This window comes from Streptococcus sp. Marseille-P7375, assembly GCF_902460365.1.
In the GTDB taxonomy this organism is placed as follows: Bacteria; Bacillota; Bacilli; order Lactobacillales; family Streptococcaceae; genus Streptococcus; species Streptococcus cristatus_I.
Genome location: NZ_CABPTR010000002.1, coordinates 278,110 through 300,961, shown reverse-complemented (window position 1 = coordinate 300,961; position 22,852 = coordinate 278,110). Strand labels below are relative to the sequence as shown.

General features: G+C 44.5%; 22 protein-coding genes. 20 read left to right on the top strand and 2 right to left on the bottom strand.

The genetic code is table 11. The annotated features are described in order from the left end of the window. The first annotated feature begins 76 nt into the window (after positions 1-76). From prmA to FZ954_RS06895, 11 genes are all read left to right on the top strand, one after another. Positions 77-1,030: a 50S ribosomal protein L11 methyltransferase gene (prmA, locus tag FZ954_RS06955; RefSeq protein ID WP_187423341.1), complete on the top strand. Its 954-nt coding sequence runs from the start codon at positions 77-79 to the stop codon at positions 1,028-1,030. Further along, on the top strand, positions 1,031-1,774 hold the full coding sequence (locus FZ954_RS06950; protein ID WP_148877850.1) for a 16S rRNA (uracil(1498)-N(3))-methyltransferase: 744 nt from the start codon (positions 1,031-1,033) through the stop codon (positions 1,772-1,774). Positions 1,775-1,943: 169 nt separating this feature from the next. Then, positions 1,944-2,633, top strand: a complete 690-nt coding sequence (locus FZ954_RS06945) for a gamma-glutamyl-gamma-aminobutyrate hydrolase family protein (protein ID WP_005591601.1) — start codon at positions 1,944-1,946, stop codon at positions 2,631-2,633. Between the two features lie 254 nt (positions 2,634-2,887). Further along, entirely contained in the window at positions 2,888-3,337 is a 450-nt protein-coding gene (locus FZ954_RS06935) for an 8-oxo-dGTP diphosphatase (RefSeq protein ID WP_148877848.1), read from the top strand. Between the two features lie 85 nt (positions 3,338-3,422). After that, entirely contained in the window at positions 3,423-3,866 is a 444-nt protein-coding gene (locus tag FZ954_RS06925; protein ID WP_148877847.1) for a dUTP diphosphatase, read from the top strand. A 1-nt stretch (position 3,867) separates the two neighbouring features. Further along, positions 3,868-4,383 (top strand): histidine phosphatase family protein, encoded by a 516-nt coding sequence (locus FZ954_RS06920; RefSeq protein ID WP_187423340.1) that lies wholly within the window; start codon positions 3,868-3,870, stop codon positions 4,381-4,383. 10 nt (positions 4,384-4,393) lie between these two features. Continuing rightward, positions 4,394-5,761, top strand: a complete 1,368-nt coding sequence (gene radA, locus FZ954_RS06915; protein WP_148877845.1) for a DNA repair protein RadA — start codon at positions 4,394-4,396, stop codon at positions 5,759-5,761. A gap of 72 nt (positions 5,762-5,833) precedes the next feature. Further along, complete coding sequence (locus FZ954_RS06910) at positions 5,834-6,529, top strand: TIGR00266 family protein (protein ID WP_005591607.1); 696 nt, start codon at positions 5,834-5,836, stop codon at positions 6,527-6,529. A gap of 168 nt (positions 6,530-6,697) precedes the next feature. Beyond that, positions 6,698-7,192 (top strand): carbonic anhydrase, encoded by a 495-nt coding sequence (locus FZ954_RS06905; protein ID WP_061908850.1) that lies wholly within the window; start codon positions 6,698-6,700, stop codon positions 7,190-7,192. Positions 7,193-7,294: 102 nt separating this feature from the next. Then, positions 7,295-8,161 carry an ABC transporter permease gene (locus FZ954_RS06900; RefSeq protein ID WP_148877844.1) on the top strand — a complete coding sequence of 289 codons (867 nt, stop codon included), beginning with the start codon at positions 7,295-7,297 and terminating at the stop codon, positions 8,159-8,161. Continuing rightward, positions 8,158-8,916: an ABC transporter ATP-binding protein gene (locus tag FZ954_RS06895; protein WP_148877843.1), complete on the top strand. Its 759-nt coding sequence runs from the start codon at positions 8,158-8,160 to the stop codon at positions 8,914-8,916. Before FZ954_RS06900 ends, FZ954_RS06895 begins: the two co-directional genes overlap by 4 nt. 163 nt (positions 8,917-9,079) lie before the next feature. Here the strand turns inward: FZ954_RS06895 and FZ954_RS06890 are convergent, their stop codons facing one another. Then, positions 9,080-10,561 carry a M protein trans-acting positive regulator PRD domain-containing protein gene (locus FZ954_RS06890; RefSeq protein WP_148877842.1) on the bottom strand — a complete coding sequence of 494 codons (1,482 nt, stop codon included), beginning with the start codon at positions 10,559-10,561 and terminating at the stop codon, positions 9,080-9,082. A 270-nt stretch (positions 10,562-10,831) separates the two neighbouring features. Here FZ954_RS06890 and FZ954_RS06885 point away from each other — a divergent pair, with 270 nt between their 5' ends. The 7 genes from FZ954_RS06885 (at position 10,832) to FZ954_RS06855 (ending at position 16,430) form a co-directional block, all read left to right on the top strand. Continuing rightward, positions 10,832-11,071, top strand: coding sequence for a GlsB/YeaQ/YmgE family stress response membrane protein (locus tag FZ954_RS06885; RefSeq protein WP_015605856.1), 240 nt, complete (start codon positions 10,832-10,834; stop codon positions 11,069-11,071). 45 nt (positions 11,072-11,116) lie between these two features. Beyond that, complete coding sequence (amaP, locus tag FZ954_RS06880) at positions 11,117-11,683, top strand: alkaline shock response membrane anchor protein AmaP (RefSeq protein WP_148877841.1); 567 nt, start codon at positions 11,117-11,119, stop codon at positions 11,681-11,683. Between the two features lie 12 nt (positions 11,684-11,695). Further along, positions 11,696-11,869, top strand: a complete 174-nt coding sequence (locus FZ954_RS06875; protein WP_005591614.1) for a DUF2273 domain-containing protein — start codon at positions 11,696-11,698, stop codon at positions 11,867-11,869. Between the two features lie 13 nt (positions 11,870-11,882). After that, positions 11,883-12,482: an Asp23/Gls24 family envelope stress response protein gene (locus tag FZ954_RS06870; RefSeq protein WP_005591615.1), complete on the top strand. Its 600-nt coding sequence runs from the start codon at positions 11,883-11,885 to the stop codon at positions 12,480-12,482. Between the two features lie 34 nt (positions 12,483-12,516). Beyond that, on the top strand, positions 12,517-12,723 hold the full coding sequence (locus tag FZ954_RS06865) for a CsbD family protein (protein WP_005591616.1): 207 nt from the start codon (positions 12,517-12,519) through the stop codon (positions 12,721-12,723). 727 nt (positions 12,724-13,450) lie between these two features. Continuing rightward, positions 13,451-14,488 (top strand): alcohol dehydrogenase catalytic domain-containing protein, encoded by a 1,038-nt coding sequence (locus FZ954_RS06860; protein WP_148877840.1) that lies wholly within the window; start codon positions 13,451-13,453, stop codon positions 14,486-14,488. Between the two features lie 238 nt (positions 14,489-14,726). Beyond that, a complete protein-coding gene (locus FZ954_RS06855) occupies positions 14,727-16,430 on the top strand; it encodes an alpha-L-fucosidase (RefSeq protein WP_148877839.1) in 1,704 nt (567 codons plus the stop codon). A 196-nt stretch (positions 16,431-16,626) separates the two neighbouring features. On the opposite strand, the gene FZ954_RS06840 is transcribed toward FZ954_RS06855, so the two are convergent. Continuing rightward, on the bottom strand, positions 16,627-18,726 hold the full coding sequence (locus tag FZ954_RS06840; protein ID WP_148877838.1) for a GH92 family glycosyl hydrolase: 2,100 nt from the start codon (positions 18,724-18,726) through the stop codon (positions 16,627-16,629). 169 nt (positions 18,727-18,895) lie between these two features. On the opposite strand from FZ954_RS06840, the gene FZ954_RS06835 reads away from it, so the two are divergent. Together FZ954_RS06835 and FZ954_RS06830 are read left to right on the top strand one after the other, a co-directional pair. Beyond that, the gene (locus tag FZ954_RS06835; RefSeq protein WP_148877837.1) at positions 18,896-20,185 is read left to right on the top strand and encodes a glycoside hydrolase family 125 protein; all 1,290 of its coding nucleotides are present in this window, start codon (positions 18,896-18,898) and stop codon (positions 20,183-20,185) included. 23 nt (positions 20,186-20,208) lie between these two features. Next, entirely contained in the window at positions 20,209-22,848 is a 2,640-nt protein-coding gene (locus tag FZ954_RS06830; protein ID WP_148877836.1) for an alpha-mannosidase, read from the top strand. Positions 22,849-22,852: the final 4 nt, after the last annotated feature.

The following is a 22,852-nucleotide window of genomic DNA, read 5'->3' as shown; positions in this document are numbered from 1 at the left end:
AAAGTTCTCATAGACACAAACGTCGTCAGAGAATTTCCTATTTTGGCTTTATGTTTTACGGGCCTGGTATTTAATAATGGACACTTGGCAGGAATTAACGATTGAAGTGAAGCGTGAGGCGGAGGAAGCGGCCTCGAATATTCTGATTGAGCTGGGCAGTCAGGGTGTGGCTATCGATGACAGCGCAGATTATCTGGGACAGGTCGACCAGTATGGTGAGCTTTTTCCAGAAGTTGAGCAGAGCGATCGGGTCCGGATTACTGGCTACTACCCGGATTCGGTGGATATAGAGGCTGTTGCGGCCCAGGCCAATAAGCGTCTGGCTGAGCTGGATGGCTTCGGCTTGGAGACGGGAGATATTCAGCTGACTCGGCAGGAACTGGCTGAGGAAGACTGGGCGGACAATTGGAAGAAATACTTTGAGCCAGCTCGGATCACCCATGACTTGACTATTGTGCCGTCTTGGACGGAATATGAGGCGACAGCTGGTGAGAAGATTATTAAACTGGATCCTGGCATGGCCTTTGGTACGGGTACTCACCCGACGACCAAGATGAGCCTCTTTGCGCTGGAGCAGGTCCTGCGTGGCGGAGAAACGGTGTTAGATGTAGGTACAGGTAGTGGCGTTCTCTCTATTGCCAGCTCTCTCTTAGGCGCTAAGGACATCTACGCCTATGATTTAGACGAGGTGGCGGTGCGCGTGGCGCAGGAAAATATTGAGCTCAATCCCAGTATGGAGAATATCCATGTGGCGCCGGGGGATCTTCTTCGAGGTGTAGAAATCGAGGCGGATGTCATTGTTGCCAATATTTTGGCTGATATTCTCATCCATCTGACAGAGGATGCCTATCGTCTGGTCAAGGATGAGGGCTATCTGATTATGAGTGGGATTATTTCTGAGAAGTGGGAAATGGTGCGCGAGTCAGCAGAAGCGGCAGGATTTTTCCTGGAAACGCATATGATTCAGGGCGAATGGAATGCCTGTGTCTTTAAGAAAACGCAGGACATTTCAGGCGTGATAGGTGGTTAGATGCAACAGTATTTTATAAAAGGAAGTCCTCAGTCTCCTCTGGTGGTCACGGATAAGGACACGGCCAAACACATGTTTTCAGTCATGCGGCTCAAAGAGGGCGACCAAGTCACACTGGTCTTTGATGATGGCGTGAAACGGCTGGCCCGGGTATTGGACCCCAGTCAGCAGAGCTTGGAAATCTTGGAGGAGCTGGCGGACAATACCGAGCTGCCGGTTCAAGTGACCATTGCTTCAGGCTTTCCCAAGGGTGATAAGTTAGAGTTTATCACTCAGAAGGCAACGGAGCTAGGAGCCAGTGCTATCTGGGCTTTCCCAGCTGCCTGGTCGGTGGCTAAGTGGGATGGCAAAAAGCTGGCCAAAAAGAGTGAAAAACTGGAGAAAATTGCTCAGGGAGCAGCTGAGCAGAGCAAGCGCAATCTGATTCCTGAGATTCGGCTATTTGATAAAAAGGCCGATTTTCTGGCAGCCTTGGCAGACTTTGACCGCATCATCGTGGCCTATGAAGAATCGGCCAAAGAAGGAGAATCTGCAGCACTAGTCCGGGCTCTGTCAGGCTTGGCAACCGGCGCAAAAGTGCTCTTTATCTTCGGACCAGAAGGTGGTCTATCGCCAGAGGAAATAACAGCCTTTGGCCAAGTAGGCGCTGTCTCAGCAGGTCTAGGCCCACGTATTCTGCGGGCTGAAACCGCTCCGCTGTATGCCTTGACCGCAGTCAGCGTTATGCTCGAATTAGAAAAATGAAATCAGCGGACTTCTGCTGATTTTTTCTTGTCTGTCGCTACTATATCTCTTTTTGTGGAAAACTGTTCTTGACATAAAAAATTTTTATGGCCAGCTTTAAAAAATACTATTGGACGACTGAGAGGCGGAATGGTAAGATATTCTATATTAAGTTAAGGAGGGATCATCTATGTGCAGAACAATTGTTGGAGTGTCGGCTAATCTTTGTCCAGTGGATCAGGCGGGCAAAAATATTCATTCGTCTGTATCTTGCAAATTTGCCGAAAGCATCAAGCTAGTCGGTGGTCTGCCTATGGTGATTCCTGTTGGGGATAAAAGTCTGGTCAAGGACTATATAGAAACCATTGATAAGCTGATCCTATCAGGCGGTCAAAATGTTCATCCGCAGTTTTATGGGGAAGAAAAGGCCATCGATAGCGATGATTACAATCTGGCTCGCGATGAATTTGAGCTAGCTCTCTTAAAGGAAGCTATTCGTCAGGGTAAGCCCGTCTTGGCTATCTGCCGCGGTCTGCAGTTGGTCAACGTTGCTTTTGGTGGCACGCTTAATCAGCAAATTGACAATCATTGGCAGGGGCAACCATTTGGAACTTCGCACTCCATTCGCACAGAGAAAGGCAGTGTTGTGGAGCGGTTATTTGGTCAAGCCAGCCAGATCAATTCTGTCCATCGCCAAAGCATCAAGGACTTGGCGCCTAATTTCCGAGCAACTGCCTTTGACCCAAGGGATAATACTATCGAAGCGATTGAGGCTGTGGATGGCAGTCGTATCATCGGCCTTCAGTGGCATCCAGAGTTTTTGATCAACGAAGAAAAGGGCAATTTAGAGCTATTTCAATATCTTTTGCAAGAATTATAAAATCTAAAATTATTTTTAGCTAATTTTAAGATAAGCTTTATATAATATAACCATCAAATGAAGACCTCCTAACTTTGTTTGATGAAATCCTAAAACTTTTCTTTTTCATAATAATCTCCCTATAAGAACCGCCCAATCGGCGGTTTTTTTGCTGGAAAGGCTGAGAAATCTGGATTTTCATCAATTTGCTCACTTTTATGTTATAATGAGTCACAGCAGGCCGAGCGAATCGGTCGGTAGATGGAGGAGCAGAGATGTCAAGAGCAGAACGAGTTATTTTAACAAATATGTGTATGGTTTACGATGGGGACCGCATTTTAGTGCAAAATAAAGTAAATGATGATTGGACGGGACTATGCTTTCCAGGCGGCCATGTTGAACATCGTGAGTCCTTTGTCAAATCGGTGATACGGGAAATCAAGGAAGAAACGGGTCTGACGATCTATGAGCCTCGCTTGTGTGGTGTCAAGCAGTTTTATACTGAAAAAGATGAGCGCTATATCGTTTTTCTTTACAAGACCAATCGTTTTGAGGGAGAACTGGTTTCATCCGACGAAGGCGAGGTATTCTGGATTGACCGCAAAGACCTTGACCGCTACTCGCTGGCCGTGAGCTTTAAGGAAATGTATCAGGTTTTCACATCAGATTTGACGGAGCAGTTTACCTATCTAGAAGATGGAGAGGTCGTCAAAGATTTATACTAAGGAGAACCGCCCAATCGGCGGTTTTTTTGCTTGTTTTTTGCGAATTTAGTATAATAGGGACAGTAAAAATAGAAAAGAGAAATGTATGAAAATTCGTGGATTCGAGCTGGTTTCCAGCTTTCCAAATGAAGATTTATTACCCAAGAGAGAGACGGCTCACGCAGCGGGCTATGATTTGAAAGTAGCAGAGCGCACCATCATTGTGCCGGGGGAGATTAAGCTGGTTCCGACGGGTGTCAAGGCCTATATGCAGCCGGGTGAGGTGCTTTACCTCTATGACCGCTCGTCTAACCCTCGTAAAAAAGGCCTGGTCTTGATTAACTCCGTTGGGGTTATTGATGGTGACTACTACGGCAATCCTGGAAATGAAGGGCATATCTTTGCTCAGATGAAAAACATCACAGATCAGGAAGTCGTCCTCGAAGTTGGTGAACGTGTGGTCCAGGCTGTCTTTGCACCATTTTTAATTGCGGATGGGGATGTAGCCGACGGTGTGCGGACAGGCGGATTTGGCTCTACTGGGCATTGAGATGAAAGTGATCTTTGTGCGCCATGGTGAGCCTGATTACCATGAGTTAGAGGAGCGTTCTTATACTGGCTTTGGTCTGGATTTGGCGCCTTTATCTGAGCAGGGAAGACGGCAGGCTCAGGAACTTTGCCAGCATCCTTTACTGCGTTCAGCTGATTTGCTGGTGGCTTCTGCAATGACGCGAGCTTTAGAAACGGCATCTTATGTGGCTTGTGCCACTGGCCTTCCTTTGAGAGTGGAGCCTTTGCTACACGAATGGCAGGTTTATCAAACGGGAAGAGGGAACTTTGAAAAAGCTCGAAGCCTGTTTTTAGAAAATAATGGTGCCTTGCTCCCCAGTAGTCCTATTCAGTATGAGACGGCTGAGGAGATGAAGGCTCGTTTTGTAGACTGTATGGCAAAGTATCGAGATTATCAGATAGTAGTCCTTGTAGCCCATCGCATGCTGATCCGTCAGTTTGTGCCTGATCAGCAGATTGATTTTTGCCAAGTGATTGAATGTGAGATAGAGATATAGAAAGAGGTTTATCATCGCTAAGAAAAAAACGACCTTTGTCTGTCAAAATTGTGGATACCATTCGCCCAAATACCTAGGTCGCTGTCCCAACTGCGGCTCTTGGTCTTCTTTTGTTGAGGAAGTAGAAGCCGCAGAAGTCAAGCATGCCCGTGTTTCCTTGACAGGCGAAAAGACTCGGCCAATGAAGCTGGCTGAGGTCACTTCGATTGATGTCAACCGGACCAAGACGGACATGGATGAGTTCAATCGTGTGCTGGGTGGAGGAGTCGTGCCTGGCAGTCTGGTCCTGATTGGCGGGGATCCTGGCATCGGGAAGTCTACCCTGCTTCTGCAGGTGTCCACTCAGCTTTCTCATCAGGGCACTGTCCTTTATGTCAGCGGGGAGGAATCAGCTGAGCAGATTAAGTTGCGGGCGGAACGCCTCGGTGATATTGACAGTGAATTTTATCTCTACGCCGAGACCAATATGCAAAACATCCGCACGGAGATTGAGAAGATCAAGCCAGATTTTCTGATTATCGACTCTATACAGACGGTGATGTCACCAGAAATTTCCAGTGTTCAAGGCTCTGTTTCTCAGGTTCGCGAGGTGACAGCCGAGCTCATGCAACTGGCCAAGACCAATAATATTGCGACCTTTATCGTTGGTCACATGACCAAGGAAGGAACTTTAGCTGGCCCCCGAACGTTGGAGCATATGGTGGACACCGTGCTTTATTTTGAGGGTGAACGTCAGCATACTTTCCGTATCTTGAGAGCAGTCAAGAACCGCTTTGGATCGACCAATGAGATTGGTATCTTTGAAATGCAGTCTGGCGGGCTAGTTGAGGTGCTGAATCCAAGTCAAGTCTTTCTGGAAGAACGGCTGGATGGTGCGACAGGCTCTTCTATCGTCGTGACCATGGAAGGAACGCGGCCGATTTTAGCTGAGGTGCAGGCTTTGGTGACACCGACCATGTTTGGCAACGCCAAGCGAACCACGACTGGACTGGACTTTAACCGAGCCAGCCTCATCATGGCGGTTCTGGAAAAGAGGGCAGGCCTTCTCCTGCAAAATCAGGATGCCTACCTCAAGTCAGCTGGCGGTGTCAAGCTAGATGAGCCAGCCATTGATTTGGCGGTGGCGGTAGCCATTGCTTCCAGCTACAAGGAACTGCCTACCAATCCTCAAGAGTGCTTTATCGGTGAAATTGGCCTGACAGGCGAAATCCGTCGAGTCAATCGCATCGAGCAGCGCATCAACGAAGCAGCAAAACTGGGCTTCACCAAAGTCTATGCTCCCAAAAACTCTCTGAATGGCCTCAAAGTTCCAGACAATATCCAAGTCATCGGTGTGACAACAATTGGGGAAGTCTTGAAAAAAGTCTTTGCTGGATGATTTTCTTTGTTTTAGATTGCAAAAATATTTTATTATTGCTATAATTTTCTTAAAAACAAGGAGGGAACTCTTATGCAATTTTCCATGGATAGCAACATGCAATTTCCACTCGTTGACCTCTACCTCAATCAAGGAGAGACAGTCTTTATCCAGCGTGGCAGTATGGTCTATCACACGCCTAATGTAACCTTGAACACTCAGCTCAATGCTAACGGTTCAGGTTTGGGCCGCTTTGTTAAGGCAGTCGGCCGTTCCATGGTGTCGGGTGAAAGTACCTTCATCACCCAAGCTGTCGCCCAGTCCGATAATGGTTTCCTAGCTTTAGCACCAGAAGTTCCCGGCCAAGTTATCCCTCTCTATCTGGGAGAAAAGCAGTACCGGCTCAATGACGGTGCCTTTCTGGCTCTGGATGGTACAGCTTACTATACGATGGAGCGCCAGTCTGTTGGCAAGGCGATATTTGGCGGTCAAGGTGGCCTCTTCGTCATGACGACTCAAGGTCAGGGCACTCTCTTGGCCAATGCCTATGGATCGATTAGGAAAATTGAGCTAAATAACCAAGAAGTAACCATTGACAATGCCCATGTCGTAGCTTGGAGTCAGTCTTTGGATTATAATATCCATCTAGAAAATGGTTTCTGGCAGTCGATCGGAACGGGAGAGGGAGTTGTAAACACCTTCCGAGGCACTGGAGAAATCTATGTTCAAAGTCTCAATCTTCAAAGCTTTGCGGGCTCACTCAGCCGCTATATCGCAAAAGGTTCATAGAAAGGTGTGGATGAATTTCCGCACCTTTTTTGCATTTTTCTTTCATTTTTTTTATAAAAAACGGACATTTTTGATTTATCTAGATCTGAAAACTGACAAAATACCCAAAAGATGATAAGATGGTAGGAAATGGTTTGAATATCAAATAAATTCTAGCAAGGGGAAAGAATGTCCTATTTTGAAAACTTTATGAAGGCCAACCAAGCCTATGTGGACCTGCATGGAACCTCCCACCTGCCGATTAAGCCCAAGACCAAGGTCGCAATCGTGACCTGTATGGACTCCAGACTCCACGTGGCTCAAGCTCTGGGGCTGGCGCTAGGAGATGCCCATATCCTGCGCAATGCTGGCGGTCGGGTGACAGAGGACATGATTCGCTCGCTAGTTATTTCGCAGCAGCAGATGGGCACGCGGGAAATTGTAGTCTTGCACCATACGGATTGTGGCGCACAGACTTTTAAAAATGAAGAATTTACTGCTTTTCTCAATCAAGAGCTGGGCGTTGATGTTAGCGGTCAGGATTTCCTTCCTTTTACAGATGTGGAGGAAAGTGTGCGGGAAGACGTGGAGCTTCTCCGCCAATCACCCCTAATCCCAGATGATGTAGAGATCTCAGGAGCGGTATATGACGTTGCTACAGGGCGAATGACCGTCGTTCAGTAATTACCTAGGAAAGCCAATTTATCTGTCGGTATTTCGGCATTGAAATTGGCTGCTTTTTTGTGTTAAAATAGAATACGATTTTAATTTAGTTAGGACAATAAGATGATTCTTTCCATTATTTCACAAGGTCTGGTCTGGGCCATTTTGGGTCTGGGGATTTTCATGACTTTTCGGATTTTGAATTTTCCAGATATGACTACGGAAGGTTCCTTTCCACTAGGTGGGGCGGTAGCTGTCACCTTGATTACCAAGGGGGTGAACCCTTTCTTGGCGACGGCGGCTGCGGTGTTGGCGGGCTGTCTGGCAGGCTTGGCGACCGGGCTTCTCTATACCAAGGGCAAGATTCCGACCCTGCTGTCAGGAATTTTGGTCATGACCTCTTGCCATTCCATTATGCTTATGATCATGGGGCGGGCTAATCTAGGTCTGCTGGGAACTCAGCAGATTCAGGACTTTTTGCCCTTCTCTGGAGAAATTAACAATTTCCTGACAGGCTTGATTTTTGTCAGCCTGGTCATTGTAGCCCTACTCTTTTTCCTAGATACCAAGCTAGGGCAGGCCTATATCGCAACTGGGGACAATCCTGATATGGCGCGTAGTTTCGGTATCAATACTGGCCGCATGGAATTGATGGGCATGATTTTGTCTAATGGCGTCATTGCCTTGTCTGGTGCTTTGATTGCCCAGCAGGAAGGCTATGCGGATGTGTCCCGTGGAATTGGGGTTATCGTCGTCGGCTTGGCCAGCCTGATTATCGGGGAAGTACTTTTTAGGGGTTTGACCTTGGCTGAACGCCTGATTACCATTGTGGTTGGTGCCATTGCCTACCAGTTTCTGATTTGGGGTGTCATTGCTCTTGGCTTCAACACGAGCTATCTCCGTCTCTACAGTGCGGTTATCTTGGCGGTCTGCCTCATGATTCCGACCTTGAAAAATACATTCTTTAAAGGAGCTAAGTTAAGCAAATGACAGCGATTGTAGAATTAAAAAATGCCAGCAAGCGAGTCAATAACGGCTTTGATGAAGAAAAGGTCATCCTAAACGATGTGTCGCTGGAGATTCATGAGCATGATTTTATCACGATTTTGGGTGGCAATGGAGCGGGGAAGTCAACTCTTTTTAATGTGATTGCCGGTACGCTCTCTCTGAGCAGCGGTAGCATTTACATCTTGGGCGAAAATGTGACCAACTTTTCTCCTGAAAAGAGAGCTAAATATCTGTCGCGTGTCTTTCAAGATCCCAAGATGGGAACGGCCCCTCGGATGACAGTGGCGGAAAACTTGCTGGTTGCCAAGTTTCGTGGCGAATCGCGCGGTCTAGTCCCTCGTCGGTTGAATAGCTATCGGCAGGAGTTTCAGGAGACTATCGATAAAATTGGCAATGGTCTGGAAAAACACTTGGATACGCCGATTGAGTTTCTATCGGGTGGTCAGAGACAGGCTTTGAGTCTGCTCATGGCGACGCTTAAGCGTCCAGAATTGCTTCTTTTGGACGAGCATACAGCAGCGCTGGATCCCAAGACTAGCGTTGCCCTTATGGAGCTAACTGACGACTTTGTCCGCAGAGACCAGCTGACGGCCCTCATGATTACCCACCAAATGGAGGATGCTCTCAAATACGGCAACCGACTGATTGTCATGAAGGAAGGGCAAATCATTCAAGATCTCAAGCAAGAAGAAAAAGCCAAGATGACCATAGCGGACTATTATGGTTTGTTTGAGTAAAGTTGACCAGTTTTTTGTAAGGCTGACAAAGGGAATAAGCAGTGAATAGTTATTAAACGGATATAGTTCTGTTTTCCACAGGACTGTATCTTTTTTTAACATTTTCTCAAATAAATCAATAAAAACCGCTAGATTGCGGTTTTTTATCTTATGAAAATCTTGCTCACTCATCTATTCCAATAAACATCATGGCGTTAAGTAAGGATATTAACTCAACCGTATTAACGTTGTTGGAATAAATCAGCCTCTTGTTTTCAATCGGTGGGATAATAAAATTAGAAATGATGATGTCATAGGGTGATTCTTTTAAAGAATCGATTGATAATTCTAATTTATTCCAAACTTCAAGTTCAAAATTATTACTGCAATAATAAGAAAGTGTCTCTGCTACTGATCTTGCATGATACTGGTCAAAATTACTCATGACTAAAACCTTTAATTTAGGCTGATTTTGTAAAAGATTCAGCACTAAATGTTTGCTGTGAGTGATAAAAGTATAAGATAGATGATTGACTTTCATTGAATTATTATCGATACCAAGAGTCTCTAGATAATGTTCAATTCCTTTTTTAATATCTGAAACAAATTGAGGGAAAATATTTTGAAAGTTCTTGATGGTATTCCCTTTTTGATCAAATAGGATAAACTCTGTAGATAGTTCCTGACGGTGCAGATGTGCTGTATTATGCAAATGCCAAATAAGATTATCATTATTGTCAATTTTAAGATTATATTTGCTTTCTATCTGAACAATTAAATCACTTAATAATTGATACGAATTTTTTACATAGCTGTCTGTTTTTGCGCAGCTCATAAATAAATTTTCATCAATGAAAAACATTTTTTGAAAATAGGAGACAAATAGTTGACCAATCACTTCTTTATTCAAAGAGATATGATATTCAGAATCAAAGCTCGCTACAATGTCTTCAATTCCTTCTGCCTGCATGAAAGATTCTAACAATTGATTGTTAAAAGAATTTTTCTCAACTTCCAAGAAATGGCCAAACTTTATTCGATATAAATTCGTAACGAGGAGCAATTTTAACATTCGTTGAGTTGCGAAATTGACAGGAAATACAGTTTCTTTGTATACCAGTGCTAACAGCTTACACAAAGGTCCTACTGAAAAATCTGTAAAGGGCCATTCAAGAAAATAATATTTTTCCGAAAAATATTGTGCAAAAAAATAACGGATATCAATCTCATCTCCAATGATTCGAGCAGGATTGAGACTAATTTTAAAATTATATTGCTTTTTTATGATTTTGTTAATATGACTGATTATACGATAGAGTGAGGAAGAGCTTATATAAAACTCTTTACAAATATTCTCAGTTTCATATCCTTCGTTAAAGAAGATGAATTCTAAAATTGAAAAATGAGTTGAATGCTTAAAGAAATGATGATAGACCATATCAATATCACTATCATCAGTATTAATGATACGTATGCCATTAGTGGACGAGTGAAAAATCAATTGGGGAAAAGAGGACTTAACATGGGATAAATCATCTTTTACTGAACGTTCTGTACAATTTAATAGTTCAGCCAGTTCAGAAATATGAAACCAGCGTTTGTTTTTAAATAGTAGTTCTAATAGTTCTAATTGCCTGTGACTCTTTTTAGACAGTAATTCTCGCATTAAAATAATATCTTTCTTTATATAGTGTTTTTATTATCAGGAAATTATACCATATTTTTATACATTTAATCTCGTTTAATAACTCTGAAATATATCTAAAAATGCTTATAAAAGCCTGTAGAACAAGGAATTTTTATCTTTTTGTATCTATAGTACAGATAAACGGTAAGAAAACCAAGCTGAATTATTATGTTTCCAATTTGGAAAATTATATAATTATATTAATCAAAAATAATATTAAATAATTTTGATTTAGAAAGGAGAATCACTATGTTGTGGTCAATTATTATCGGTGGGCTTATTGGTCTGGTTGCTGGATCAATAACAAAAAAAGGCGGTTCTATGGGAATTGTCGCCAACGTTGTTGCAGGTTTAGTTGGTTCAGCTGTTGGTCAGTCTCTTTTAGGAACTTGGGGACCTAGTTTGGCTGGCATGGCTTTGATTCCTTCTATCATTGGTGCGGTTATTGTAGTTGCAGTTGTATCGTTTTTTGTAGGAAAGAAAGCATAGAATTGCTTTTTGTACAAATATAATTTAATGATGAAAGGATTCAATATGTCAAAATCAAGAAAAATACTTTCCCTTATTTTCTGTATTTTAATCTTGACGATTTTGATTCCTGTTTTACTAGATTTTCATAAAGTTAGCGGTTTAGGCCTCCAGTTATTCACTTGGAAAAAGATTCCGTTTGTAGGATACTATCTATCTAGATATGTTTTCTGGGGGACACTGGTTTTAGCAAGCTTAATATTGTTGCTGATGTTAGTGATACTTTTTTATCCTAAGAGACGTTTGGAAATTCAGTTAGCTGATGCGGATGGTAAACTGATACTGAAAAATTCAGCGATAGAAGGATTTGTTCGTAGTCTGGTGACAGACCATGATTTTATTAAAGATCCTACAGTTTCCGTAAATAGCCGGAAAAACAAATGTATGGTTTCTGTTAAAGGAGCAATTGTTCCGTCAGAAAACATCATCAAAAGAAGTCAGTTGATTCAAGAAGAAATTGCTACTGGATTAACAGAATTCTTCGGTCTCAATCATGATGTCAAGCTTGAAATCTCTGTATCAGATTTCAAACCAAAATCGCAGGCTAAAAAAAATACTAGTCGTGTAAAGTAAGGAAGTACCAAAATGGAATGGTTTAAAAAATATCAATATCTAATCCTATCTGGATTAGCGGGCGGTGTTCTAGCCTGCTTTATCCTATCCTTTGGCTTCTTTAAGACACTATTTGTCTTGATTTGCGCTGCCATAGGAGCAGGAATCGGATATTATATACAACAAAAAAATATATTAAATAAATAATAAGGAGTTTCTTATGTCAAATACAAATAAAGATTTTAAAGATGTTGCTAAAAAGGAAGTTGCGCAAGCAACTCATGAAGTAAAAGGTGAATTGACTTACGAAGATAAAGTCATTCAAAAAATCATTGGTCTCTCTTTAGAGAAAGTTTCAGGTTTGCTAGCTGTTGATGGTGGCTTCTTCTCTAATTTAGCAGATAAATTGATTAATACTGATAACGTAACGAATGGTGTTAATGTTGAAGTTGGGAAAGAACAAGTGGCTGTTGATTTGAACGTAGTAGTGGAATATCAAAAGAATGTTCCTGCCTTGTACAAGGAAATTAAAGATGTTGTTGTGGCGGAAGTTTCTAAGATGACTGATTTGGAAGTTGTTGAAGTAAATGTCAATGTTGTTGATATTAAAACGAAAGAACAACATGAAGCTGACTCAGTTAGCCTTCAAGATCGAGTGACAGATGTTGCTGAATCAACAGGAGAATTTGCTTCAGAGCAATTCGAAAAAGCAAAATCTGGTCTTAGCGGTGGTTTTTCAGCCGTTCAAGAAAAAGTTGGTGAAGGTGTAGAAGCTGTTAAAGATGCTGCTTCATCAAGTGAAAAAGCTCGCGTACATTAATTAAAAACAAAAAGAAATAAAGGAGGACATAGCTATGTCAACAGAAGAAAAATTCAACCAAGCTAAAGGCGCTGTCAAAGAAGGTGTTGGGAAAGTAATCGGTGACGAAAAACTTGAAAAAGAAGGAGCAGCTGAAAAAGTTGTTTCTAAAGTCAAAGAAGTTGCTGAAGATGCAAAAGATGCAGTTGAAGGCGCTATTGAAGGTGTTAAAAATATGCTTCATAAAGACGACGAGAAATAAGGTTATGCTGTATTATATATAGTAGCTGGTAGAAATCAACTATAGTCTAAAGGAGACCTCATCTTAGGGTCTCCTTTACTTTTTTATGTTCATTCTTTTTAGTTAAATTTTTTCAAACTCCATAGCGTAAACGCTTGCAATCTTTTGGTAGAAGGAGTATAATACAAGTGAAGATAGGGAAAGGAAAAACTTAATTTCGCATTCGATTTGCTTTGCTGATATATTTATTTGTAACATATAAGTCGTTGCTTTACTGGACTATTGGTTAGATCATTGGGTAGGCCTGCTTAGCCTATCTGATTATGACAGTGGGATAGAAAGTAGAAGCTTTTAGATGGTTTTCAGTCTTCGAGATGTTAACCGATAGTTGCTTTGTGATTAATATTTCTAATGCTAAGATAAAAGAAAATCATTAGCGCTTAAAGGAATTAAAAATTTAATAATCAACAATCATTGTTAGTCAGTTCCGAATGGAATAAACTGATTGCTCCCATATCAGCAAGGTGAATCAGACCTCTAGCCGAGTCACGCTAGAGGTCATTTTGATGGATTCAGCAGCTATTGCTGGAGTATGGCCTCAGCTAGTGAGGACTAAGAAAGCGGCTTTAAAAAGTGATGGGTAGGGCTTGCTGGGAAAGAAAATTGTCACGCAACTCTTTTACCTTCCCTTAGGCTAGGTCTCTGAAAAGTGATATAATATAGTTAGCAAAACACAAGGAGAAAAGCAATGAAATCTGCAGTTTATCTTAAGGCTGGTCAAGTTGGACTAGCAGAAATGGATCATCCGCAAATTCTAGATCCAGATGATGCCATTATCCGTATTGTTCGGACCTGTGTCTGCGGCTCTGACCTGTGGAGTTATCGAAATGAGCAGGTGAAGCCTGGGCGCATGAACAGTGGACACGAGGCGATTGGGATTGTCGAGGAAGTCGGTGAGGCAGTAACGACTGTGAAAGCAGGCGATTTTGTCATTGCTCCCTTTACTCATGGATGTGGGGATTGTGATGCCTGCCGAGCAGGATATGACGGGACTTGTGACCGGCATATTGGCAATAACTGGTCAGATGGGGTGCAAGCAGAATATATGCGCTTCAAGTATGCCAACTGGGCTTTGGTGAAAATTCCGGGTCAGCCGTCAGATTATTCAGAAGGGATGCTTAAGTCCTTCTTGTCGCTGGCTGATGTCATGCCGACAGGCTACCATGCGGCGCGTGTGGCAGATGTCAAACCAGGCGACAAGGTAGTTGTCATCGGAGATGGCGCTGTTGGACAATGTGCTGTTATCGCGGCTAAGATGCGGGGAGCTTCCCAAATCGTCCTCATGAGCCGTCACGAAGACCGACAAAAGATGGCGCTTGAATCAGGAGCAACAGCGGTGGTCGCTGAACGTGGCGAAGAAGGCGTTGCCAAGGTGCGTGAAATCCTCGGCGGCGGTGCTGACGCTGCGCTTGAATGTGTCGGAACAGAAGCAGCTGTCGATCAAGCGCTTGGAGTCCTTCACAACGGCGGCCGATTAGGCTTTGTTGGTGTTCCCCACTATAATAATCGTGCCCTTGGTTCCACCTTTGCTCAAAACATCACAGTGGCAGGTGGTGCGGCCTCTGTCACTACCTATGACAAGCAACTCTTACTGAAAGCAGTCCTTGATGGCGACATCAATCCAGGCCGCGTCTTTACTTCCAGCTATAAACTGGAAGAGATTGACCAAGCCTATAAAGATATGGATGAGCGGAAGACTATTAAGTCGTTAATTGTTTTTGACTAAGGTTTGTCAAGAGTATTATGCTAGGGGATATTAAAGGCACTCAAAGGAATTTGGAATTCTGAGATATCAGTAAACGATTTGCAAGGATTAGGTCAGGATTTTCAGTCTTCCACAAATTATAGAAGAAAGAGTGGCTTTTTAGGAAGTCGAAAAGGAGGCGTTGCTAGCGTCTTCTTTTTTTGCTATAGTGGAGCTAGAGAAGAGATTGACTAGGAAGAAATGAGGAATAGCGAGACTTATGAAAAAATTGGAAGAGATTGTGGATTTTGGCCCCTTGCCTTCAGCGGCTCAGCTGGCTTATCATCGAGATGAATTGGCCGCTTTTATCCATTTTGGCATCAATACTTTTTACGAGCAGGAATGGGGAAATGGTCAAGAAGATCCCAAGCGTTTCAATCCGACTAAACTAGATACAGACCAGTGGATCAGGGTTTTGAAAGAAACAGGTTTTAAACGGGTCATTGTCGTGGTCAAGCATCATGATGGCTTTGTTCTTTATCCGAGCCGCTATACAGACTATACGGTAGCTGCCAGTCCGTGGAGAGATGGCAAGGGTGACCTCTTGGCTGAGATTTCCCGCTCAGCCAGTCAGTATGATATGGATTTGGGGCTTTATCTTTCGCCTTGGGATGCCCACAGCCCGCTCTATCACATAGATACTCAAAAGGCCTACAATGAGTATTATCAGCAGCAATTAGAAGAAATCTTGAGCAATCCACTTTATGGCAATAAAGGGAAATTTGTCGAAATCTGGATGGATGGGGCGCGTGGAGAAGGTGCTCAAAAGCTTTCCTATGAGTTTGACGCTTGGTTTGAAACCATTCGTCGCTATCAAAAGGACGCTGTCATTTTTTCAACCGAGGCGACTGAATTGCGTTGGATTGGCAATGAAAGTGGTCGAGCTGGCGATCCCTTGTGGCAGAAGATTCGGCCAGAAAAGCTGAGTGAGCAGACACCGCCTGTCTATCTTTGCCATGGCGATCCAGACGGTACTCACTATTCTGTCGGAGAAGCAGATGTGTCCCTGCGTTCGGGTTGGTTTTATCATGATAGTCAGCAACCCAAGTCCTTGGCGGATTTGCTGGATATTTATCTGGCTTCGGTGGGGCGGGGGACACCGCTTCTGCTCAATGTGCCTCCGACCAAGGAGGGCTTGTTGGCGGAAGTTGACGTCCAGCGCCTGCAGGAATTTCATCAGGTGATTTCTGGACTCTATGATGAAGACTTGGCTGCGGAGGCCGAAGTCACAAGTAGCAGTGAAAGGGCAGACTATCCAGCAAGCAATCTGACGGATGGCCAAAGAGATAGCTTCTGGGCTCCGAATGCGGAGGAGACTTCCTATGTCTTGGAGATTGACCTCGGTCGCAGCTGCACTTTTAATCTGCTAGAAATCAGAGAACCGATTGCCAAAGGGCAACGGGTCGCAGGCTTTATCCTGGAAGTGAAGAAAGAGGATGGCTGGACTGTCTTTGCCCGTGGTCAGACGATTGGCTATAAGCGTCTGCTTTTGGGAGAAATGGTCGAGGCTCGTTACTTGCGCTTGATTTTGACAGATTTTCAAGCCTTGCCACTGTTGAGTAAGCTGGGCGTGTACAGGACACAAGCGATCATGGAGGAAGAGAAGCGGCCTTCTGGTTTGGTGCTTTCACAAGCAGCGGACACAGTAATTGGGGGGCAATCAAGTCAGATTCGTCTGCGTCGTTTAGATGGACTGGAGCAGGCGGAGCAGATTCGACTGGTTACGGAGCCTGGCACAGGAACGCACGGAACGGCTTATGAGGACCAAATCTGGGATGTGAGCTTTGCTTCGGGCGAGAGCGACAAAGAGTTGACTTTATCAACCTTGTCTTTCACAGGTCAGCAAGAATTGAATTTTTACCTTTGCGCTAGCCGAGAGGATGGTCGTCAAAGCAGACTCAAGATTGAGGTTAAGGGAAGTTAGAATGAGAAAAGAGAGTGGGACAGAAATCGGCCATTCGTTAGAATTCGATTTCGTTGTCCCACCTCCGCACAGTTGAGTAGGGCTGTAAAAGCTGATGAAATCAGCGTAGTAGAGCCCGCTCAACCACTGCGTCTTACTCGATAATCCAAAGACAATTGAGAGGCTAGGACTTTTGTCCCAGCCTCTTTTGCTGTTTTTATGATCGTGTAGAAGATGAATTTGGCAGCCAAGACAGGTAGAAGTCCAGCCTGTCAGAAGCCAGTAAGTCCTCATGGGAAATTCGTTGCTGGCTTCGTCCGTCTAAGTCTGCCTTTCTCACAAACTGAAAATGGGGGTAGTTATCATGGGCGTAAATATCAAACCATTTTTGACTTTGTGGTAGGAAGAGGCGCAGATGGTTAAAGAGCGGGATACCTAAGTCATAGTGAGGCTTGCCGGGGCAAGTAGGGTAGAGGCCCAAGGCGCTCCAGATATACCAAGCAGAAAGACTGCCATTGTCTTCGTCTCCAGGAAAAGCCTGCCAACTAGCCTGAAAAGCCTCTTCTCTTAAGCTTTTGATTAGGAGACTGGTGTATTCTGGCCTGCTACTATAGCGGAAAAGATAAGGGATATGGAAACTAGGCTGATTGGAAATGGCTAGCTGGCTAAAGTGGGCATTCGCCATTTCGCTCATTTCATGAATTTCGTAGCCGTAGCCTGTGACATCAAAATAGGGCTGGTCCTGACAGAGCCTAGTTAGATAATCGGTAAAGGCTGCCTCACCGCCCATGAGCTCTCTCAAGCCTTCGATATCATGAAAGACGCTGAGCGTATTTTGAATAGCAGAGCATTCGGCGTAATCTCGGCCCCAACTGTAAGGAGAAAAGTCAGCTCGAAATTGCCCTTGTCGGTCTTTGGCCCGCATATAGCCCGTTTCTGAGTCAAAAAGGTTTTGATAATGGCGTGCCTGCTGGGCATATCGCTGAGCTACTTGCTCCTTTTGGAGTTTGCTAGCTAGGCTGGCAATGCAAAAGTCACTGTAGCTATAGTCTAGCGTGTGGCTGACGCTTTCATGATAATCTGTTGGCAGGTAGCCCAAGGTTTGGTAGTCGCTAGCTCCGTGTCGGCCGTAACGTTTGGAAGGATCTTCTTTCTCCGCTGTGTCTAGCATAGCTTGGAACAATTCCTCTTCTAGGTCGGGAATGAGATCTTTCGCAGCGGCGTCCGCAATTACACCGTCAATCAAGGTTCCTGGCATCATGCCCCGTTCATCAGGAGCCAGCCACTTGGGTAGATAGCCCGTTTCTTTGTAGAAATTCAGAAATCCTTCTAGAAAATCGTGATAGGTGTCTGGTACGATAAGAGCTAGCAGCGGAAAATTGGTACGAAAACCATCCCAAAATCCAATATTAGTAAAGAATTTGCCAGACTGGACAGTTTGATGGGTAAAGTCCCAATGAATTTCTTGTCCTTCAGGAGTGATTTCATAAAAGGTCTGAGGAAAGAGGAAAAGGCGGTAAAGAGTCTGGTCGAACATGCGACGGTCGGCCTTCCCCTGCTCCACAACATCAAATCGGTGGAGGTAACTTTCCCAGGCTTGCTTGGTCTGCTCTTTCACCCTATCAAAGTCAGCTTGGGGCAGATTCGTCACGGCTTGCTCTTCCGAGATAAAGGACGTTGCTAGGGCGAATTGCAGTTGTCCCTGCTCAAAGTCTAGCACCAAGTCCTCTCCAAGGGCATGACTGGCTTGAATGGGCTGGTCAAAGCGCAGGCAGACATGCATGGTCAGAGGCCGCTTGGCTGGATTGGTTTCTTCTTTTAAATTACCTATAAGCGTGTAAGCATCCAGCATCCGAAAATAAGTCTGAGCCTCACTGTGTAGGATAAGGCTGATAGGCAGGGTCAATCGGCTTGTGAGGCGGAAGCAGGCTCCGTAAGTAGTCGGAGTCAGTTCCGTACTGACTTGATAACGGTTGGAGTGAACTTTCAAATAATGTGGCTGAAAAATGCTCTCGTCCGGTCGATAGGACGACTGGCGGTGATAGATATCGGGCTTGCTTATCTTTTCGGTGACAGGCGTGAGCAGGAGCCAAGAGAAGTCCCCAATCCAAGGACTGGGCTGGTGGGTCAGACGAATGCCTTGGAAAATAGGTAGGTCTGGTTTAAAGAACCAAGAACCATCTGTATGGCTGCTCTGAGGAACGAAATAATTCATACCGAATGGTGCCCCTGTATAGGGCAGGGTATTGCCGTGGGAAAAGCTATGAGAATTGTCCGTTCCATAGCGGGTATCAATCGTTTCTAGTATTGTTTTCATGGAAAATCTCCTTCGATCCAGCTTGCTTTGTCTTGATTATAACATGAATCGAGAACCAGTGACCAAGGCAAAAATATATGATCGAAAGGCCTTTAGTTTGTGTATATATTTTAAAAACTGTTTAGCCTATACTAGAGAATGTAAACGAGTATGAAAAAGGAGAAGGAATATGGTTTATTCTAAAGAAATTGTTGGGAAATGGTTGGAGTCTATTGCCCAGTTAGCCCAGGATCACCCAGCTTGGGTCTCTGTTTTTGAGCGTTGCTATACGGATACCTTGGACAACACGGTCGAAATTTTAGAAGATGGATCTACTTTTGTCTTGACAGGCGATATTCCAGCTATGTGGCTACGGGATTCGACTGCTCAGCTCAAGCCCTACCTCTTTGTAGCTAAGCAAGATCCAAAAATTCGTCAAACAATTGCTGGCTTGGTTAAACGTCAGATGACGATGATTCTCAAAGATCCTTATGCCAATGCCTTTAATATCGCTGACAACTGGAACGGTCACCATGAGACAGACCATACAGACTTGTCTGGTTGGATTTGGGAGCGCAAGTACGAAGTGGACTCTCTCTGCTATCCTCTGCAGCTGGCATATCTCTTGTGGAAAGAGACTGGAGAAACGAGCCATTTAGACGCTACCTTTGTTGCTGGTGTTAAAGAAATTCTACGAGTTTGGACGATCGAGCAGGACCACAACCAGTCTTCTTATCGCTTTGTCCGTGATACAGATCGCAAGGAAGATACCTTGGTTAATGATGGGAAAGGTCCTGACTTTGCAGTGACAGGCATGACTTGGTCAGCCTTTCGTCCGAGTGATGATGCTTGTATTTACAGCTATCTGGTACCGTCTAATATGTTTGCAACGGTTGTCTTGGGCTATGTGGCAGAAATCTTTGAAAAATTGAACTTGGAGGGTGCTGAGGAGATCGTTCCGCATGCGCAGCGTCTGCAAAAGGAAATCAAGGAAGGAATTGAAAACTACGCCTACACCCAAAATGCCAAGGGTGAAAAGATTTACGCTTTTGAGGTAGACGGTTTGGGGAATGCCAGCATCATGGACGATCCGAATGTACCAAGTCTTTTAGCAGCGCCTTATCTAGGATTTTGCTCAATTGACGACGAAGTCTACCAAGCGACACGCCACACTATCCTGAGCCCAGAAAATCCTTACTATTACGAGGGTAAATATGCTGCAGGACTTGGTAGCTCGCACACCTTCTACCGCTATATCTGGCCAATTGCCTTGGCCATTCAAGGATTGACCACGCACGATAAGGAAGAAAAACGTCGGATTTTGGACTTGCTCGTGGCCTGCGATGGCGGCACAGGTGTCATGCACGAAAGCTTCCATGTAGACGACCCGACTAAGTATTCTCGCGAATGGTTCAGCTGGGCCAACATGATGTTCTGCGAACTAGTATTAGATTACTATGATTTAAAAATTGAGGTATAGAATTAACAAGTAGAGGAACAAAAATGGAAAATATTACTGTACATATCATTTCTCATAGCCACTGGGATCGCGAATGGTATCTCCCCTTTGAATCCCACCGTATGCAGCTGGTCGAGCTTTTTGACAATCTCTTTGATTTGTTTGAAAATGATCCAGAATTCAAGAGCTTCCACCTAGACGGGCAAACCATTGTCTTGGATGATTATCTGGAAATCAGCCCAGAAAATCGCGACAAACTGCAGCGCTACATTGACGAAGGCAAACTGAAAATTGGACCTTTCTATATCTTGCAGGATGATTATTTGATTTCAAGCGAAGCCAATGTCCGCAATACCTTGATTGGTCAGCAGGAGTGCAAGAAATGGGGCAAGTCCACTCAGATTGGTTATTTCCCAGATACTTTTGGGAATATGGGGCAGGCGCCACAGCTTCTGCAGCAATCAGGCATTCATGTAGCAGCTTTCGGCCGAGGAGTGAAGCCAATCGGATTTGACAACCAAGTCTTAGAGGACGAGCAGTTCACTTCTCAGTACTCTGAAATGTACTGGCAAGGTGCTGATGGCAGTAAAGTCCTAGGCATCCTCTTTGCCAACTGGTACAGCAATGGAAATGAAATCCCAACAGATCCAGAAGAAGCGAAAGTTTTCTGGGAGCAAAAACTGGCTGATGTGAAGAGCTATGCCTCTACTAATCAATGGCTGATGATGAACGGCTGTGACCACCAGCCAGTTCAGCGTGACCTCAGCCAAGCCATCCGAGTAGCCAATGAGCTTTATCCAGAAATCAACTTTGTGCACAGTTCTTTTGATGACTATATGCAAGCTGTGGAAGCGGCCCTGCCTGAGGAACTGTCAACAGTTCAAGGTGAATTGACCAGCCAAGAAACGGATGGTTGGTACACCTTGGCTAATACCTCTTCAGCCCGCATTTATCTGAAGCAGGCCTTCCAAGAAAACAGTAACTTGTTAGAGCAGGTGGTTGAGCCGCTGACTGTTATCACAGGCGGTCACAATCACAAAGACCAGCTGACTTATGCTTGGAAGACTCTTTTGCAAAATGCTCCGCACGATAGCATTTGCGGCTGCAGTGTCGACGAAGTTCACCGCGAAATGGAGATCCGCTTCGCCAAGGTCAATCAAGTGGGCGAATTTGTCAAAGGCAACCTGCTGGAAGAATGGAAGCAAAAGCTGGATAGCCGCCAAGCTGAGAGTGACCTGCTCTTCACCGTTATCAATACTGGGCTCCATGACAAAGTAGATACGGTTTCTGTGGATGTGACCTTTGCGACCTGTGATTTTAAGGAAGCACATCCGACAGAAGCCTATAGGAGAATGGCAGAATTGACAATTCCAAACTTGATTGTGAAGGATTTGGATGGTCGTTATGTTGAAGCCAAAATCGAAGATTTGGGAGCTCATTTCCAATATGATCTTCCAAAAGACCGCTTCCGTCAGGCTTATATCGCTCGTCAGTTGCGCGTGACGTTACCGATTCATCTGGCACCTCTGGCTTGGAAAACCTTCCAATTGCTTCCTGGTGCAAAAGAAGAGCATGAAGGGCTCTACCGCAATGGGGTAATTGACACTCCATTTGTGACTATCAGCTTTGATGAAGACTTGACTGTCTATGATAAGACGACCCACGAAGCCTATGAAGACTTCCTCCGCTTTGAAGATCGCGGCGATATTGGAAATGAATATATCTACTTCCAACCCAAAAATACAGAGCCAATCTATGCAAAACTAGCTGGCGTAAAGGTGCTGGAAAACAATGCCCGCTATACCAAGGTGGAATTAAGCCATGAATTGACCTTGCCAGTAAGTGCAGATGAACTGTTGGATCAAGAACAAAAGGGCATTGTTGAGTTTATGAAGCGCTCAGCAGGCCGTTCGTCGGAATTGACAACTATGATCTTGACAACTGAGTTGACAGTCTTTGCGGACAGCCCACAATTGCGCTTTAAGACTCGCTTTACCAATACTGCTAAGGATCACCGCATTCGTGTTCTCTTCAGGACTCACAACTGCAGTAAAACCAACGATTCAGACAGCATTTACGAAGTAGTTCGCCGCAACAACCAACCGGCTGCGTCATGGGAAAATCCAGAAAATCCGCAGCACCAACAAGCCTTCGTCAGTCTTTATGATGATCAAAAAGCAGTCACAGTTGCTAATAAAGGTCTAAATGAATACGAGATTTTAGGTGATGACACGATTGCAGTAACGATTCTGCGGGCAACTGGTGAGCTGGGCGACTGGGGCTACTTCCCTACACCAGAAGCGCAGTGCTTGCGTGACTTCCAAGTCGAGTACACGGTGGAATGCCACCAACCACAAGAGCGATTTGCTGCTTATCGTCGGGCCAAAGCCTTCCAAACACCGTTGACAGCTCTACAAATTTCCAAACAAGAAGGAAGTATTGCAACGGCTGGACAAGCCTTGGATCACCCTGCTTTGAACCTAGCAGAAATCTGCCCGACAGCCCTTAAAGTAGCGGAAGACGAGTCAGGAATCGTACTTCGCTACTACAATATGACCCAAGAGGAGCAAGAAGTGACAACTGGTTCCCAAACTCTAGTCAACCTTTTGGAAGAAGTGCTTCCAGAAAAGGAAGGAATCTTAGGGCCACAGGAAATTCGCACAGAGCTCCTGAAAAACGATTAAAAAG

What these genes read in the sequence shown, in the direction of transcription:
- FZ954_RS06870 (WP_005591615.1), top strand. Translation starts at nt 11,883, where the DNA reads ATGTCAAATACAAATAAAGATTTTAAAGATGTTGCTAAAAAGGAAGTT.
- FZ954_RS06950 (WP_148877850.1), top strand. Translation starts at nt 1,031, where the DNA reads ATGCAACAGTATTTTATAAAAGGAAGTCCTCAGTCTCCTCTGGTGGTC.
- FZ954_RS06925 (WP_148877847.1), top strand. Translation starts at nt 3,423, where the DNA reads ATGAAAATTCGTGGATTCGAGCTGGTTTCCAGCTTTCCAAATGAAGAT.
- FZ954_RS06830 (WP_148877836.1), top strand. Translation starts at nt 20,209, where the DNA reads ATGGAAAATATTACTGTACATATCATTTCTCATAGCCACTGGGATCGC.
- FZ954_RS06835 (WP_148877837.1), top strand. Translation starts at nt 18,896, where the DNA reads ATGGTTTATTCTAAAGAAATTGTTGGGAAATGGTTGGAGTCTATTGCC.
- FZ954_RS06935 (WP_148877848.1), top strand. Translation starts at nt 2,888, where the DNA reads ATGTCAAGAGCAGAACGAGTTATTTTAACAAATATGTGTATGGTTTAC.
- FZ954_RS06900 (WP_148877844.1), top strand. Translation starts at nt 7,295, where the DNA reads ATGATTCTTTCCATTATTTCACAAGGTCTGGTCTGGGCCATTTTGGGT.
- FZ954_RS06875 (WP_005591614.1), top strand. Translation starts at nt 11,696, where the DNA reads ATGGAATGGTTTAAAAAATATCAATATCTAATCCTATCTGGATTAGCG.
- FZ954_RS06840 (WP_148877838.1), bottom strand. Translation starts at nt 18,726, where the DNA reads ATGAAAACAATACTAGAAACGATTGATACCCGCTATGGAACGGACAAT.
- FZ954_RS06910 (WP_005591607.1), top strand. Translation starts at nt 5,834, where the DNA reads ATGCAATTTTCCATGGATAGCAACATGCAATTTCCACTCGTTGACCTC.
- prmA (WP_187423341.1), top strand. Translation starts at nt 77, where the DNA reads ATGGACACTTGGCAGGAATTAACGATTGAAGTGAAGCGTGAGGCGGAG.
- FZ954_RS06855 (WP_148877839.1), top strand. Translation starts at nt 14,727, where the DNA reads ATGAAAAAATTGGAAGAGATTGTGGATTTTGGCCCCTTGCCTTCAGCG.
- FZ954_RS06945 (WP_005591601.1), top strand. Translation starts at nt 1,944, where the DNA reads ATGTGCAGAACAATTGTTGGAGTGTCGGCTAATCTTTGTCCAGTGGAT.
- FZ954_RS06890 (WP_148877842.1), bottom strand. Translation starts at nt 10,561, where the DNA reads ATGCGAGAATTACTGTCTAAAAAGAGTCACAGGCAATTAGAACTATTA.
- FZ954_RS06895 (WP_148877843.1), top strand. Translation starts at nt 8,158, where the DNA reads ATGACAGCGATTGTAGAATTAAAAAATGCCAGCAAGCGAGTCAATAAC.
- FZ954_RS06865 (WP_005591616.1), top strand. Translation starts at nt 12,517, where the DNA reads ATGTCAACAGAAGAAAAATTCAACCAAGCTAAAGGCGCTGTCAAAGAA.
- FZ954_RS06885 (WP_015605856.1), top strand. Translation starts at nt 10,832, where the DNA reads ATGTTGTGGTCAATTATTATCGGTGGGCTTATTGGTCTGGTTGCTGGA.
- amaP (WP_148877841.1), top strand. Translation starts at nt 11,117, where the DNA reads ATGTCAAAATCAAGAAAAATACTTTCCCTTATTTTCTGTATTTTAATC.
- FZ954_RS06860 (WP_148877840.1), top strand. Translation starts at nt 13,451, where the DNA reads ATGAAATCTGCAGTTTATCTTAAGGCTGGTCAAGTTGGACTAGCAGAA.
- FZ954_RS06905 (WP_061908850.1), top strand. Translation starts at nt 6,698, where the DNA reads ATGTCCTATTTTGAAAACTTTATGAAGGCCAACCAAGCCTATGTGGAC.
- FZ954_RS06920 (WP_187423340.1), top strand. Translation starts at nt 3,868, where the DNA reads ATGAAAGTGATCTTTGTGCGCCATGGTGAGCCTGATTACCATGAGTTA.